Origin of the sequence: Oerskovia rustica (assembly GCF_014836555.1) — a bacterium.
Taxonomy (GTDB): Bacteria; Actinomycetota; Actinomycetes; order Actinomycetales; family Cellulomonadaceae; genus Oerskovia; species Oerskovia rustica.
In genome coordinates this window covers 93,670-105,988 of sequence record NZ_JACSQQ010000004.1, presented here as the reverse complement: position 1 = coordinate 105,988, position 12,319 = coordinate 93,670, and the positions used below count along the sequence as shown (strand labels likewise).

The window sequence follows — 12,319 nt, the reverse complement described above, 5'->3', positions numbered from 1 at the left end:
GGCTCAGCCCGTCAGCGCGCGTCGCACGTCAGCCGTGCGCCCAGCGTGGCGGCCGCGACCACGGCCGCCGCGGCGACGAACACGACGTCCTTGAGGACGTACTGGCCCAGGAGCGTCATACCGTCGCCGAAGAGCTCGCCGGGGAAGAGCACCACAGGTGACATCATGCCGACCAGCGCGACCGCGAGCACGACCAGGCCCACCTTCAACCATCGCCCCGTCAGGAGCGTCAGCCCGATGACGGTCTCGACGACCGCCGTCAGGACCACCGCCGCCGCCCCCTCGACGACGCCGAAGGTCAGCGCCCCGACGGTCTGCGTGACGATCTGCTCCGCCGGGCTCGCGCCGGGGAAGAACTTGAGCACCCCGAACCCCAGGAAGACGAGGCCGAGCGTGACCCGGAGCGCAGGGACCGACCACCGCGTCAGGTGGACGGCCACGGCGACGACCACGGCGTCGGCCCGCCCCATGAGCCCGGGCCGCGCTGGTGGGGCGCTGGTGAGGGGCGGCGGCTGCGGCGAGGGCGGCGTGGCGGTCGAGGGCGGCGGGAGCAAGGTCTGGGGTCTGGCAGCAGGCATCTGGTCTCCTCGTCGAGAGCGTGCGGACGTGCGGCGCTTTGTGGCGAAAGCACCGTGACGTCCGGATATGTGATGGCTCGGCGAGCGTAGCCATCGCTGATGAGGGCCAGATGAGGCCGTGCTCAGCCCGCGAGACGCGCGTGCAGGTGCATGTCGTGCCAGCCGTCGACGTGCTTGCCGCTCTCCCGGAGCGTGCCCTCTGGCACGAACCCTGCGGCGAGCGCGACCTTGCACGACGCCTCGTTGCGCGTCGAGTGCACGAGTCGCAGCCGGTGCAGGCCGAGGTCCTCGAACGCCCAGGCGACCAGCAACCCGACGGCCCGGGGAGCGACCCGGCGGCCCCGCGCGGCAGGCAGGACCCAGTAGCCGACCTCTCCCCCGCCCTCGTGCAGGTCGAGGTGGTGCAGGGCGGTACGGCCGACCACGACGCCGTCGGACTCGACCGCCCAGTCTCCGGCCGCCTCCTGCACCCAGTGCTCGTGCCGCGAGTCGATCCACCGCTCCGCCTCCGCGACGTCGGCCATCGCGCGAGCGTGCCAGAGCTGGATCGCCGGGTCCTGGTACGCGGCGAGGAGGCTCGGGGCGTCGGCCCGGACCCAGGGGCGCAGCGTCAGGCCGTCGCCCGCGAGGACGGGCATCGGCTGTGCGCTCAGGCGGCCGGGGTGGACGGTGGGCTCGGTGAGGAGGGGCACGCCGCGATGATGCCACGGCCGGTGCGAGACCGGATGGTTTGAGGAGTTGCTAAACTCGCCAAGTCCCCAGGAGGTCCTGTGCCCACCACCGCCGCCACGGCGCCCCTCTACGCGATCAAGGCCGAGCTGTTCCGCTCCCTCGCGCACCCCACCCGCATCCAGGCGCTCGAGGTGCTCAGCGCCGCGCCCCACCACGAGGCCCCCGTGAGCGACCTGCTCGCCGCGACCGGCGCCGAGGCCTCGGTCCTGTCCCAGCACCTCGCAGTGCTCAAGCGCGCCGGCGTCGTGACGTCGTCGCGCACGGGCAACACCGTCGTCTACCGGCTGAGCCGGCCGCTCGTCGCCGAGCTGCTCGTCGTCGCGCGCGCGTTCCTGCGCGAGACGCTCGACGCGTCCGGGCGACAGCTCGCCGCCGCGGACGAGCTGCCTCCCCTCCAGGGGGAGAGCGAACGGACCGGGCAGTGACGCGGGCGCCCCGGCCGTCAGGGCCGACCCTCCCCGTCGGCTCGACCCCGCCGACCCGCTCGGCCCGCTCCGCCCGGTCCCCGCGCGACCTGCTCCCCTCGCGCGCAGACGTCGACCTGCGACCGCGGACGCTGCGCGCCGACCTCCTTGCCGGCATCACGGTCGGCGTGGTCGCCCTGCCGCTCGCCCTCGCCTTCGGGGTGAGTGCCGGGGTCGGGCCCGGTCCTGGCCTCGTGACGGCCGTGGTCGCGGGCGTCGTGGCCGCGGTGTTCGGCGGTTCGCGCGTCCAGGTCAGCGGGCCGACCGGCGCGATGGCCGTCGTCCTCGCCCCGATCGTCGCCCAGCACGGCCCCGCCGCCGTGCCGCTCGTCGCGATCCTCGCGGGCGTCGTCGTGCTGCTGGCCGGGGTGACGCGGCTCGGGCGCGTCGTGACGTTCATCCCGTGGCCCGTGGTCGAGGGGTTCACGGCCGGGATCGCCGCGACCATCTTCCTCCAGCAGGTTCCCGCGGCCCTGGGCGTCTCGGGCGCGGTGGGTGGCAACCCGCTGGTCGTCGCCGTCGACTCGGTCGTGGCCGCGTTCGCGAACGGCCCCACGGCTCTGTGGACGCTCGGCACCGTGGCGCTCGTCGCCGTCGTGATGCTGGTCCTGCCGCGCGTCGCGCCCGCCCTGCCCGCGTCGCTCGTCGCGGTCGTCCTCGCGACCGTCGTCGTCCAGCTCACGGGCGCCCCCGTCGCGCGCATCGGGGCACTGCCCGACTCGCTGCCTCTCCCGACCGTGCCGCACCTCGACGCGGGCATGCTGCGGTCGCTGATCGGCCCCGCGGTCGCGGTCGCGGCGCTCGCCGCGATCGAGTCGCTCCTCTCGGCCCGCGTCGCCGCAGCCATGCCGTCGCCCGCGCAGGGCGGGCCCGTCAGGTCGTCACGCGGCCCGTCGGGTGCCACGACCGTGCCCGACGACGCCTCCCACCGCTACGACCCCGACCGTGAGCTCGTCGGCCAGGGGCTGGCGTCGATCGCGAGCGGCGTGTTCGGCGGGATGCCCGCGACCGGTGCGATCGCGAGGACCGCGGTCAACGTGCGCGCAGGTGCCCGGACGCGGCTCGCGGCCGTCGTGCACTCGGTCGTGATCCTGGGCGTCATCTACCTGGCGACGGGCCCCGTCTCGGTGATCCCGCTCGCGGCGCTGGCCGGGGTCCTCATGGTCACCGCGGTGCGCATGGTCTCGGTCGCGACCCTCCGTGCCGTGCTGACCTCGACCCGGGCCGACGCCGTCGTGCTCGTCGTGACCGCGGTCGTGACGATCGCGGTCGACCTCATCGAGGCCGTGCAGATCGGGCTCCTCGTCGCGGCGTTCTTCGCGCTGCGGTCGGTCGCGAAGGCGGCGGCCGTGCACCGCGAGCCACTGCCCGGGCCGGCGCTGCCGGGCGACGAGCACATCGCGCTCTACCGGCTCGACGGCGCCATGTTCTTCGGCGCCGCCGACCGCATCCACGCGCAGATCCGCGACGACCAGGACGCCCTGGTCGTCGTCCTGCGGCTCTCGCACCTGCGCCTCGTCGACGCGACCGGCGCCCACGCGCTGGGCGAGCTCGTCGCGGACCTCGAGCGCTCGGGCGTCACGGTCCTGGTCAAGGGCATCCAGCCCGCCCACCTGCCCGTGCTCACGCGCGTCGGCGTGCTCGACGAGCTGCGTCACGAGAAGCACCTGTTCGCCGACCTGCCGCCCGCGATCGAGCACGCGCGCTCGCACGTCGCGCGGGCTCAGGCCGGGGCTGCAGCCCTGCCCGCGAGCACCACCGGAGACCCGCCCCGGGACGCCCTCACCGCGTGACGTCGAGCGTCAGCAGCACCGTGACCGTGTCGCCCAGCTCGACGCCCTCGGCCGCACGGATCGCGTCCTTGAGCGGCACGACGTACAGGCCGTCCTTGGCGAACAGCGACGTGGTCCACGTCGTGCCCCCGATGCGTGCCGAGACCGGGATCATGCCCCAGCCGTAGGTCACGAGGGCCGCGACCTCGTGGATGCGGGCGCTCTCGTCGTCGGGCACGGTCACGAAGTGGAAGGGCGCGGGCCCTCGCCAGTGCCACACCTCGCCGACGGCCTCGATCTCCATCCGCCCAGCATCCCCCGGGGACGCGCGGCCCGCCGCTCCTGCCGCTCCTGCCGCTCCTGCGCCGAGCGTGCAGTTCGGGCTGCCCGTGGACGCCGGGGACAGCCCGAACTGCACACTCGGCGAGACGACTGGTCAGACCAGGATCGCGACCACGACGACGAACAGCGTGACGAGGACGAGGAGCACACCGAGGCCGACGAGCAGGCTGACGGCGACGGGGTGGGCCTGGCGCCACGGCACGAGGCGCGGGTCGAGGGCACGGAGCTGGGTCGGCGTGACGGGCTGACGAATCGGCGTGAGCGGGACGCCGCGACCGGCGAGGTCGAGCGCGAGGGCCGAGAGCTGCTCGCGGTCCCACATCTGTCCCACGAGCAGGAGGAGACGCTTGCGCGGTCCGACGACCACCAGGTGATGGGTGGGCGCGGCGCCGGCGAAACCCATGCTGTCGATCGTGACGACGCGTTCCATGTCCTCGACCGTGAAAGTCCTCGACCGGCCCCACCCCTGGACCGTGAGGGTCCCGTCACCGAACGTGACGCGCGACTTGTCAGCCACCTGGCGGGCGAGGGCGTACGTCAACGGGATCATCGCGAGCACGAGGCCCAGGAAGACGAGCGGGAGCGCGATGCTCCGCGTGGTGATCGCGAGCGTGACCGCGTTCAGCCCGAGGAGCGGCGCCAGGATCCCGATGAGCATCAGGTTGGTGCGCACCATGCGCCGCTTCGCGTCGTCGTGCAGGGTCAGCTCGGTCATGCGCGACATCGTCCCACGGCCGATACCGGCGTCCGGGACTGCGCCCGCGCCTCGACTCCCCGCTCCGCTCAGGCGCGGGTCGCCGTCGCGACGGCCCGCTCGAAAGCGCCCGCGAGCGCCGCACGGACCGCATCCGGGGCGTCGGGGGTGCAGCGCGCGGCCACCGTCGCCGCGAGCTCGGCGAGGTGGGGCAGCAGGGCGTCGAGCTCCGGGGTCGTCGCGTCGAGCTCGTGCGCGGGCACGACGACCGTGGCGGTGATCCGTCGCCGCGACCGGGAGAACCGGACGTTGCGGACACCGGCCGGGCCGGCCGAGGGCGTGACCGAGCCGCCGAGCGCGAGCATGACGTCGAGCTCGTCCAGGCCCGGGACGTCGAGCGGGGCGCACTCGGCCTGGAGCGCGTGGCGCAGCCGGACTACCGCGCCGACGTCCCGGTCGGGGCCGCCCAGGACGTTGCGCTGCGCGAGGATCATGCGGGCGGCCCGGTGGGCGGGAGGTCGGGCAGGTTCTGGTCGAGCAGGTCCGCGAAGGTCTCGGCGAGGGTGTGCCGCTCGCCCGTGTCGTGGTCGAAGGTCACGACGGGGCCGTCGTTCGTGATCACGAGGGGATTGCCCGAGCCGTCGAACCCGATCACGAGCCCTTCGTCCGCGACGGCCCAGCCGTCCGCGCGGAAGGCGCGCGTGAGGGCCGCGACGTCGGTGTCCTCGAGCGGGGACGCGTTGCACAGGCCGTGGACGGGGACGCCCACGAAGCACCCGCCGTGCCGCCCGACCACCTCCACGTACCCAGGGTCAAGGACCACGTCGAGGCCGCTCACGGCCTCCTCGATCTCGTCGCACGTCGAGGGCTCGCCCGCGCCGTAGAGGGCCACCGCGGCGTCCAGCCGCGCCAGGAGGTCGGGGGTCAGCACCATACGTGCAGGTTAGCCGGGGCCTGGGACAGCCCGACGGCGTCGCGTGCCCGGGTGCTCGCGTCACGCCGGCACGGGACCATGACCAGGCACGCACCACCGACCCGCGAGGCGCACCATGACCCGCTTCGTCATCGACTCCGGCGCCGTCCTGCGACTCGTCGAGACCTCCGCCGAGGTGTCGAGCGCCCTGTCCCCCGAGACGGGTCGCGAACTACGGGCCCAGGTGGGCCGCCTGCCGATCCGCCTGCTCGGCGCGACGTGAGGACGACCGGTCCGCACGGTGCGCTGCGACGGGCGACGGTCGGTACCCCATCAGCGAACTGATCACGGAGCCTCGGAAGGATCCTCCGCGAAGCCGCCCTTGAGGATGTCCTCCTGCCAGTACTCCCACTCCCCGTCCGGCAAGGGATCGAACGTCCCGACCGTCAAGTTCTGCGACTCGCACCGAGTGCCTGACGGCACAAACTGATCGACCAAGTAGGAACCATCCGTCTGCCTGACAACTTCAAACCTTCCGCTGACCGGATCCGCATCATCGTCGTCAAACGCCGCGTCGTCCCGGGTCAACGACCAGTCAAAGACCGTGCACCCAACCACCCTGGCACTCTTCCCGTCCGGAGCAACCTCCACACTCACCGGATCGAAGGGCCGAGGGCCAGGCACCCGGTAGGCACCGTTGTCGTTGTTCTCCCGAGAGAACTTCCCGAGCGTCCATTGCAACTCGCGTATTGCATCGGGGGTCCAGGTTGCATGTAGTGACGACGACCGCGTGTCCAGTCCGTTGAACGCCACTGCCTCGGGCAGCGCAGCGGCGCGCACTGCCTGAACCCACGGATCGGACTCGAGCTCACCAGTCGGTTCCCCCGCGGACCACACCACCGACGGCGTCGGAGCAGGCCCAGGAACCTCCGGACCCCCACATCCCACCAACACACCTGACATGACGACCACGCCGCCAACCGTCCACCGACTCATTGCGTGCATACCGCGTCTCCTGCGCTTCCATCCGTCATGTCCCGGGCACTTGAGTAGACATCGAGGTACTTCTGAGCCTGCTGGTCGTACGCTTCGATCGCGCCCTGTTCGGTCGCGAACTTCTCGGGTGCGACCTGGAACACGATGCGCGCCGAGAGGTACTTCATCTCATCGGCCCGGTCCATGCACTCGGCGTCCGACTCGATCACGGCCTGCTTCTCGTTGCCCGCCCACAGCACCTCCGCGCGTTTGTTCCCTTGCTCGACCCCCGCTGAAACGAGCTCTCCGAGCGCGAGGTCAGCCACCCAGCCGACCCCCTTTCCCAGGATCTTGTCCGTTCCCGGTATCGGGACAGCCTCTTCGATCACTGCGACGGGCCACTCGACAAGCTTCTGATGGCGTGCGTCGATCGCCGCAGCCGAGGTGATGTCGACCCCGTGAGTCGCGCCGTCGACGAGGGCCTGGAGTCCCACGACACGCGCGAAGACACCGTCCCCGTCCAAGACCTCGACACCGTCCTGAATGAAGGACCCCGGTGCGCTCGCCGCCACCCTGATCAGACTTTGCTGATAGTGGTCGACCGCTTGCGTGAGATACCAGCCAGCGGTCTGGTGCTGCCCGAGCGTCCCGGCAAAGTCCGTGAGAGTCGTCCGGCTGACCGCTGCGACGGCACGGTCTTCCCCCATCCATGGAAGGCGATCATCTACGACCGTCTCAATTTCGTCTCCACCACGGACAATCGCCCACTCGGTCAGCATCGGGATCTCGACGGCAAGAGATGCGACCATCCGGATCGCCGCGTCATCGGAGACTTGGTCCGTGATGAACCGGGGGTTGCCCGACAGTTCTCGGATGATGCCTCCGGAGACGATCTCGGCAGTCGTCCAGACCTCCGGGTCGTACGTCCCGCTCGCGGGAGCGCCCGGCACGCTCTGGAGCGCGGTCCACAGCGTCGCCGGGGTCTCGAACCCGTCCCCGGTGGACGACTCGCTCCAGTCGCGCTCGCCGAACCAGTATCTGACTCGTCCTTCGCCAAGACTCCGTCCCTGTGCCACCTCGTCCGGCCCTGAGTGTCCGAACCACGCCAGCGTCGCTTCCGGGTAGAGCGCGAGGGTGGCGAACACCTGCTCCGCCGGGCGGTCGGACGGCATGGCGTCTGTGGAGTCGGACTCGAACCACATGAGGCTGCGGCCGCCGGCGACGACGCTGGTGTCGAGCAGCCCCAGCTCGCCCGGCCTGCCCGGTGACCGTTCGACCGCATCGATCTGGTCAGCCATCGCAGTCGCGAACGTGGCGCTCATGGACGCTCTGTCTCGATCGTGGAAGAGCCACCCGATCACGGAGAGCCCACCCCCGATCGTCCCCGTCGCCCCGGAGAACATCTCGGCTGCGAAGGTGCTCGCCGTGGTGACGTCCCAGGTGTGCGACGCGCTCGACAGCCCGTGCCGGAGTGCGGTGGCGAGCCCGTGCAACGACTGTGGGTCCACGGAATGGTCCGCGTCCGTGATCGACGTCCCGAGCGTGTTCACCAGCTCCCGCGTCCGCTCTCCGCCCAGGGACCGGAAGTAGGCGTCCATGACCGCGGGGTCCTTGCCCCACACGGTGAAGAAGTCCTGCAGGTAGGTCACGTCCCCGGTCTTCAGGTCCCCGTCCAGCGCCTGGTCGGTGAACCTCTTGTACGCCGCCACGAGCTTGGCGGTGTCCAACGCCTCGACCCCGGTGATCCCGGCGCGCGAGAGCACCTCCTTGCGCTGAGCCCACCCCGTGGCCCCCGGGATCGCCAGGGCGCCGACCAACCTGTCGTCCAACGCCTGACGCTGCACGGCCAGGTCCCGCAACGCGGCCCCGGCCACGTGCGCGTCCATCTCTGCCTGCTCGGCCAGCATCGCGCGACGCGCCTCGACCGCAGGGCTCGTGCTCCCGTCGAACCCGCCCACCGCGTACCGCATCCGCTCAGCGTCCTCGCGCGCCTGCCGGTGGAACGACACCTGGGCTCGAAGACTCACGACCGCGTCCGCGTACTCGTCGAGCGCAGCGTGCACGGGCCTGGCGAGCTCAGACAGCTCCCTCTGGCGCGTTCGCGTGTGCCCCGCCTCGTACTGCCACGCGTTCGCGGCCTCCCCGGTCCACACCTTCGGCCCGAGCGCGTCCTGGACGCCGCCGATGCCCGACTCGACCTGCGCGAGCACGTCCTCGTGCCCCCGCAGCACCGCCGCGAACCCCGTCGGCCCCCTCATCACCCCGGCCCCAGGATCCTCCTCGTCCCACCGGATCACGACACCACCCGCGCCAACCCGGCATCAGCCTGTGCCATCGCGTCCACGACCCCGCTCACCTGCGCGGCCAGCCCCTCGAGCTCCCCGCGCCCCAGCATGAGCTCGGTCGAGAACCACAGCGCCCACTCCTCGACCGCTGCGGCCACTGCCGGGCTCCCGACGTCCTCGCACCACGCCTGCGCCCGCTCCGGGACTTGCCCCACCAACGCCGACATGCGCGTCGAGCCATCGCTCAACGCCGCGTACGACACGCTCAGATCACTCGCCACCACACGCCCCCTGAAGCACCCTCGCGTCGATCGACGCACCGCACAGTAGCGCAGCGCGCACCACCAGACGGCGGGGCCCTCCGTCCTGTGGACAGCCGTGCGGGCCGTGGTTCCACCGGCCGACGAGCCTGGCGACGTCCCCTCTTCGCCCGGCGTTCGCGGGCGGAGTCCTGGAGGAGTCCTCGATGCTCCCCGACGACGACCTGGCCACGACTGTCAGCGAGATCGCCCACCTGACCGGTACCGCCGCGGGTCTGCGGACGCTGTGTCGACGACGCCGGGAGAGCGCTGACCCCGTCCTCCACGGGGACGACTCCGAGGCCGTCCTCCGCGGTGCGCGGCCCCGCTCGCGGCAGGAGCCCTCGCGCCGCTCCGCGTGCGCGTCACGGCCTGACGCTCGCCCCGCGCTGCCCGACGACGTCACGCACCCGGGTGCGTCGGTCGCCGTAGAGCGGGACGATGGCGGAGGCACGTCCCCTCCTCCCCTGACCAGCCCCTGACCAGCCCCTGACCAGCGAGGTGCTCCATGACCCGGTTCGTCATCGACCCCGGCACGGTACTGCGGCTCGTCGCCGACGACGCCCAGGTCTCGGACACGCACGAGCTGCTCGCGCCGACCCTCCTGCGGTCGCAGACGTTGTCCGCTCTGCACGAGGCCGTGCATCGCGGTGACCTGTCGGTCGAGGTCGGACGGGAGCGGCTGGCCCGCGTCGGCCGTCTGAAGATCCGGCTCCTCGGCGACGGCGTGCTGCGCCGCACCGCGTGGACGGTGGCTGAACGGCTCGGTTGGTCCTCGACCTACGACGCCGAGTACGTGGCCCTCACGCAGCTCCAGGGGGATGCCCTCGTGACGGCCGACGTGAAGCTCGCCCGGGCCGTCCGGGGAGTGGTCGAGACGGCACCCTACGAGTCGCTGCTCGACGCGGGGGCATGATCGGCGAGGCGGACCGGTCGCGTCAGGGTCTCGACGCTGCCAGTCGGTCGAGCGCCCCGATCGACGCCTCGACGATCTGCGCCTGTGCGTCGGCCCGGCTCGTCGTCGGCCGACCGTCCCCTGGTTGCGCACCGTAGTCGGCGAAGAACGCGTGGACGGCCCCCGGGACCTCGACGAGCTCGGTGGTGGCAGGCAGGTCGGCGCGGGAGGCCTCGATCTTGTCGGGCGTCGTCAGGCCGTCGCGCGATCCCCACACCGAGGTCACCTCGACGTCCGCGGTGCTCATGTCGCCAGACGGGTACGAGGCGTGCAGGAGCAGGCCGCCGACCTCGTCGTCGTGCGTCGCAGCGAACGACGCGGCGACGACGCCGCCCAGGGAGTGGCCGCCCACCGCCCAGGTGTCGACGACGTCGAACGCCGCCATCGCGGAGGCCGACTGGTTCGGGGACGTGAAGGCGATCCCCAGGGGCTCCTTGAGCGCCACGACCAGGTAGCCCGCCTCGGCGAGCGGCCGAAGCACGGCAGCCGTGGCGCGCACGTCCACCCGAGCCCCGGGCGAGTAGACGAGGCCTGTGGACGCGTCGCCACCGCGCGGGACGAATGCGATCCAACCTGGCTCGTCGAGCACCTCGACCGAACCGTCGCTCTCGAGGGCCGCGAGCGCCGGCGCGGTCGCAGGGAAGGGCCTGAGCCACACGACCGACGCAGCGAGCGCCACGAGCACGATCAGTCCTGCACCGAGGGAGATCCCGCGAAGCACACGCCGGGATCGCGACCGCTCCGGGCGCCGAGCGGGCCGCCGAGCACGCACGACGGTCGCCAGGAGCAGAAGCACACCGGCGACCGCGCTCACCACCAGGACCGCGGTGAGCGCCCAGTGCTGGTGGCGGACGGTGTCCCCCGTCGTCGCCACGACCCACACGGGTGCGGCGACCAGCCCGACCCCCAGGACGGCGAGCAGGAGGCGACCGACCAGGCCGCCGCGCGGTCCGCGGGTGCCGTCGCCGGGTTGTTCGGGTCCGGGGTCCGTCCGGACGTTCGGCGCACTCATCCCTGCTCCAGAGTTCTCGACGACACCACCGGTGGCCCGGGGGCGATCGTCACGCTAACAGTGGTTTCGCGCGCGCGGCCCACGTCCGGATGCCAGCCGACCCGACCGCGAGGACCATGGCCGCATGACGAAGCTGCTGACCGCCGCCCCACCGCCCGACACCCTGCCTCGCCGGATCGGGCGCGTCGCGCTCGGTCTGGCCCTCGTGTTCGCCGGGATCAGCCACCTGACCTTCTCGCGCGAGGAGTTCCAGGCCCAGGTGCCGGACTGGTTCCCGGTGGACGAGGACGTCACGGTCCTCGCGTCAGGGGCGGTCGAGATCGCGCTCGGCTCGTCCCTGGTCGTGCTGTCGCGGCAGCGCGTCGCGGTGGGGCTGATCGCGGCGGCGTTCTTCGTCGTGATCTTTCCCGGGAACATCGGGCAGTGGCTCGAGCACAAGGACGGGTTCGGGCTCGACACCGACGCCAAGCGGTTCGGCAGGTTGTTCTTCCAGCCTGTGCTCGTCGCGTGGGCGCTGTGGTCGACGGGGGCGTTCAGCGCCCTGCGACGCGCTCGGGCCGACCGCCCCTGACACGATGACCGTGACCCTCGCGCTGCCGTTCCACGGGCGATGGCTCGTGCAGAACAGCCCGGCCCGGCGCGTGCCCAGCCACGGCGTCGACGTCCTGGGCCAGCGGTACGCGATCGACTTCGTGGGCGTCGACTCCCGGCACCGCACGGCCGCGGTCCGCGACTGGCGCACGGCCCTGGGGACCGAGCCGCCCGAACTCTTCGTCGCGTTCGGTCGCCCGATCCTCGCGCCGGCGGACGGTGTCGTGGTCCGGGTGCACGACGGCGAGGACGACCACGCGGCCCGTCGCTCCCAGCTGGCCCTCGTGCCCTACGCGCTCGGGGCCGCGGCGCGGCTGCGCGAGGGTGTGCACGCCGTCGCGGGGAACCACGTGACCGTCGTGCTGGCGGGCTCCGGTGCGTTCGTGTCCCTCGTGCACCTGCGCCACGGGTCGCTGCGGGTCCGGGTCGGCGACGCGGTGCGCGCCGGGCAGCAGGTCGCCGCGTGCGGGAACTCGGGGAACTCGACCCAGCCGCACGTGCACGTGCAGGTCACGGACAGCGCCGACTTCTCCGTGGCGCGCGGTGTGCCGATCACGTTCCGCGACTTCCGGGAGTGGCCGCGCGGGCGGGGCGAGCCCCTCGACCGGGTGACGGGGCTGCCCGACGAGCGCTCCGTCGTCGAACCGTTGGCGTGACGGCGGGCGGTCCTGGGGCCGTCCCGGACGCCGAGTGTGCAGTTCTGGTCG

The 12,319-nt window shown here is 72.4% G+C and carries 16 protein-coding genes; 6 read left to right on the top strand and 10 right to left on the bottom strand.

The features are described from left to right. Positions 1-11 precede the first annotated feature (11 nt). Both H9652_RS03485 and H9652_RS03480 read right to left on the bottom strand, forming a co-directional pair. A complete protein-coding gene (locus H9652_RS03485) occupies positions 12-578 on the bottom strand; it encodes a DoxX family membrane protein (RefSeq protein WP_225227664.1) in 567 nt (188 codons plus the stop codon). Between the two features lie 122 nt (positions 579-700). Further along, a complete protein-coding gene (locus H9652_RS03480; protein ID WP_191794773.1) occupies positions 701-1,270 on the bottom strand; it encodes a GNAT family N-acetyltransferase in 570 nt (189 codons plus the stop codon). Positions 1,271-1,348: 78 nt separating this feature from the next. Between H9652_RS03480 and H9652_RS03475 the strand changes: the two genes are divergently transcribed. Further along, positions 1,349-1,735, top strand: coding sequence for an ArsR/SmtB family transcription factor (locus H9652_RS03475; RefSeq protein WP_191794771.1), 387 nt, complete (start codon positions 1,349-1,351; stop codon positions 1,733-1,735). Positions 1,736-1,824: 89 nt separating this feature from the next. Beyond that, on the top strand, positions 1,825-3,567 hold the full coding sequence (locus H9652_RS03470) for a SulP family inorganic anion transporter (RefSeq protein WP_191794961.1): 1,743 nt from the start codon (positions 1,825-1,827) through the stop codon (positions 3,565-3,567). Here the strand turns inward: H9652_RS03470 and H9652_RS03465 are convergent. From H9652_RS03465 to H9652_RS03450, 4 genes are all read right to left on the bottom strand, one after another. Beyond that, the gene (locus tag H9652_RS03465; RefSeq protein ID WP_191794768.1) at positions 3,557-3,850 is read right to left on the bottom strand and encodes a DUF1905 domain-containing protein; all 294 of its coding nucleotides are present in this window, start codon (positions 3,848-3,850) and stop codon (positions 3,557-3,559) included. The two genes, H9652_RS03470 and H9652_RS03465, sit on opposite strands and share 11 nt — an antisense overlap. Positions 3,851-3,982: 132 nt before the next feature. Beyond that, positions 3,983-4,603 carry a hypothetical protein gene (locus H9652_RS03460; protein ID WP_191794766.1) on the bottom strand — a complete coding sequence of 207 codons (621 nt, stop codon included), beginning with the start codon at positions 4,601-4,603 and terminating at the stop codon, positions 3,983-3,985. Between the two features lie 68 nt (positions 4,604-4,671). Continuing rightward, positions 4,672-5,076: a hypothetical protein gene (locus H9652_RS03455; RefSeq protein ID WP_191794764.1), complete on the bottom strand. Its 405-nt coding sequence runs from the start codon at positions 5,074-5,076 to the stop codon at positions 4,672-4,674. Continuing rightward, positions 5,073-5,516 (bottom strand): SMI1/KNR4 family protein, encoded by a 444-nt coding sequence (locus H9652_RS03450; protein WP_191794762.1) that lies wholly within the window; start codon positions 5,514-5,516, stop codon positions 5,073-5,075. Before H9652_RS03450 ends, H9652_RS03455 begins: the two co-directional genes overlap by 4 nt. A 115-nt stretch (positions 5,517-5,631) precedes the next feature. On the opposite strand from H9652_RS03450, the gene H9652_RS03445 reads away from it, so the two are divergent. Next, positions 5,632-5,778, top strand: a complete 147-nt coding sequence (locus H9652_RS03445; protein WP_191794760.1) for a hypothetical protein — start codon at positions 5,632-5,634, stop codon at positions 5,776-5,778. A gap of 62 nt (positions 5,779-5,840) precedes the next feature. Here the strand turns inward: H9652_RS03445 and H9652_RS03440 are convergent, their stop codons facing one another. From H9652_RS03440 to H9652_RS03430, 3 genes are all read right to left on the bottom strand, one after another. Further along, positions 5,841-6,335, bottom strand: coding sequence for a hypothetical protein (locus H9652_RS03440; RefSeq protein ID WP_191794759.1), 495 nt, complete (start codon positions 6,333-6,335; stop codon positions 5,841-5,843). Between the two features lie 152 nt (positions 6,336-6,487). Next, complete coding sequence (locus H9652_RS03435) at positions 6,488-8,767, bottom strand: hypothetical protein (protein WP_191794756.1); 2,280 nt, start codon at positions 8,765-8,767, stop codon at positions 6,488-6,490. Next, positions 8,764-8,982 carry a hypothetical protein gene (locus H9652_RS03430; protein WP_191794753.1) on the bottom strand — a complete coding sequence of 73 codons (219 nt, stop codon included), beginning with the start codon at positions 8,980-8,982 and terminating at the stop codon, positions 8,764-8,766. The genes H9652_RS03435 and H9652_RS03430 overlap by 4 nt, the downstream gene beginning before the upstream one ends. A 580-nt stretch (positions 8,983-9,562) precedes the next feature. Here H9652_RS03430 and H9652_RS03425 point away from each other — a divergent pair. After that, positions 9,563-9,970, top strand: coding sequence for a type II toxin-antitoxin system VapC family toxin (locus tag H9652_RS03425; protein WP_138827043.1), 408 nt, complete (start codon positions 9,563-9,565; stop codon positions 9,968-9,970). 22 nt (positions 9,971-9,992) lie between these two features. Here the strand turns inward: H9652_RS03425 and H9652_RS03420 are convergent, their stop codons facing one another. Next, positions 9,993-11,021, bottom strand: a complete 1,029-nt coding sequence (locus H9652_RS03420; RefSeq protein WP_191794751.1) for an alpha/beta hydrolase — start codon at positions 11,019-11,021, stop codon at positions 9,993-9,995. 124 nt (positions 11,022-11,145) lie between these two features. Here H9652_RS03420 and H9652_RS03415 point away from each other — a divergent pair, with 124 nt between their 5' ends. Then, positions 11,146-11,592: a DoxX family protein gene (locus tag H9652_RS03415; RefSeq protein ID WP_191794749.1), complete on the top strand. Its 447-nt coding sequence runs from the start codon at positions 11,146-11,148 to the stop codon at positions 11,590-11,592. A 4-nt stretch (positions 11,593-11,596) separates the two neighbouring features. Next, positions 11,597-12,268 carry a M23 family metallopeptidase gene (locus tag H9652_RS03410; RefSeq protein WP_191794746.1) on the top strand — a complete coding sequence of 224 codons (672 nt, stop codon included), beginning with the start codon at positions 11,597-11,599 and terminating at the stop codon, positions 12,266-12,268. The last annotated feature ends 51 nt before the right edge of the window (positions 12,269-12,319 follow it).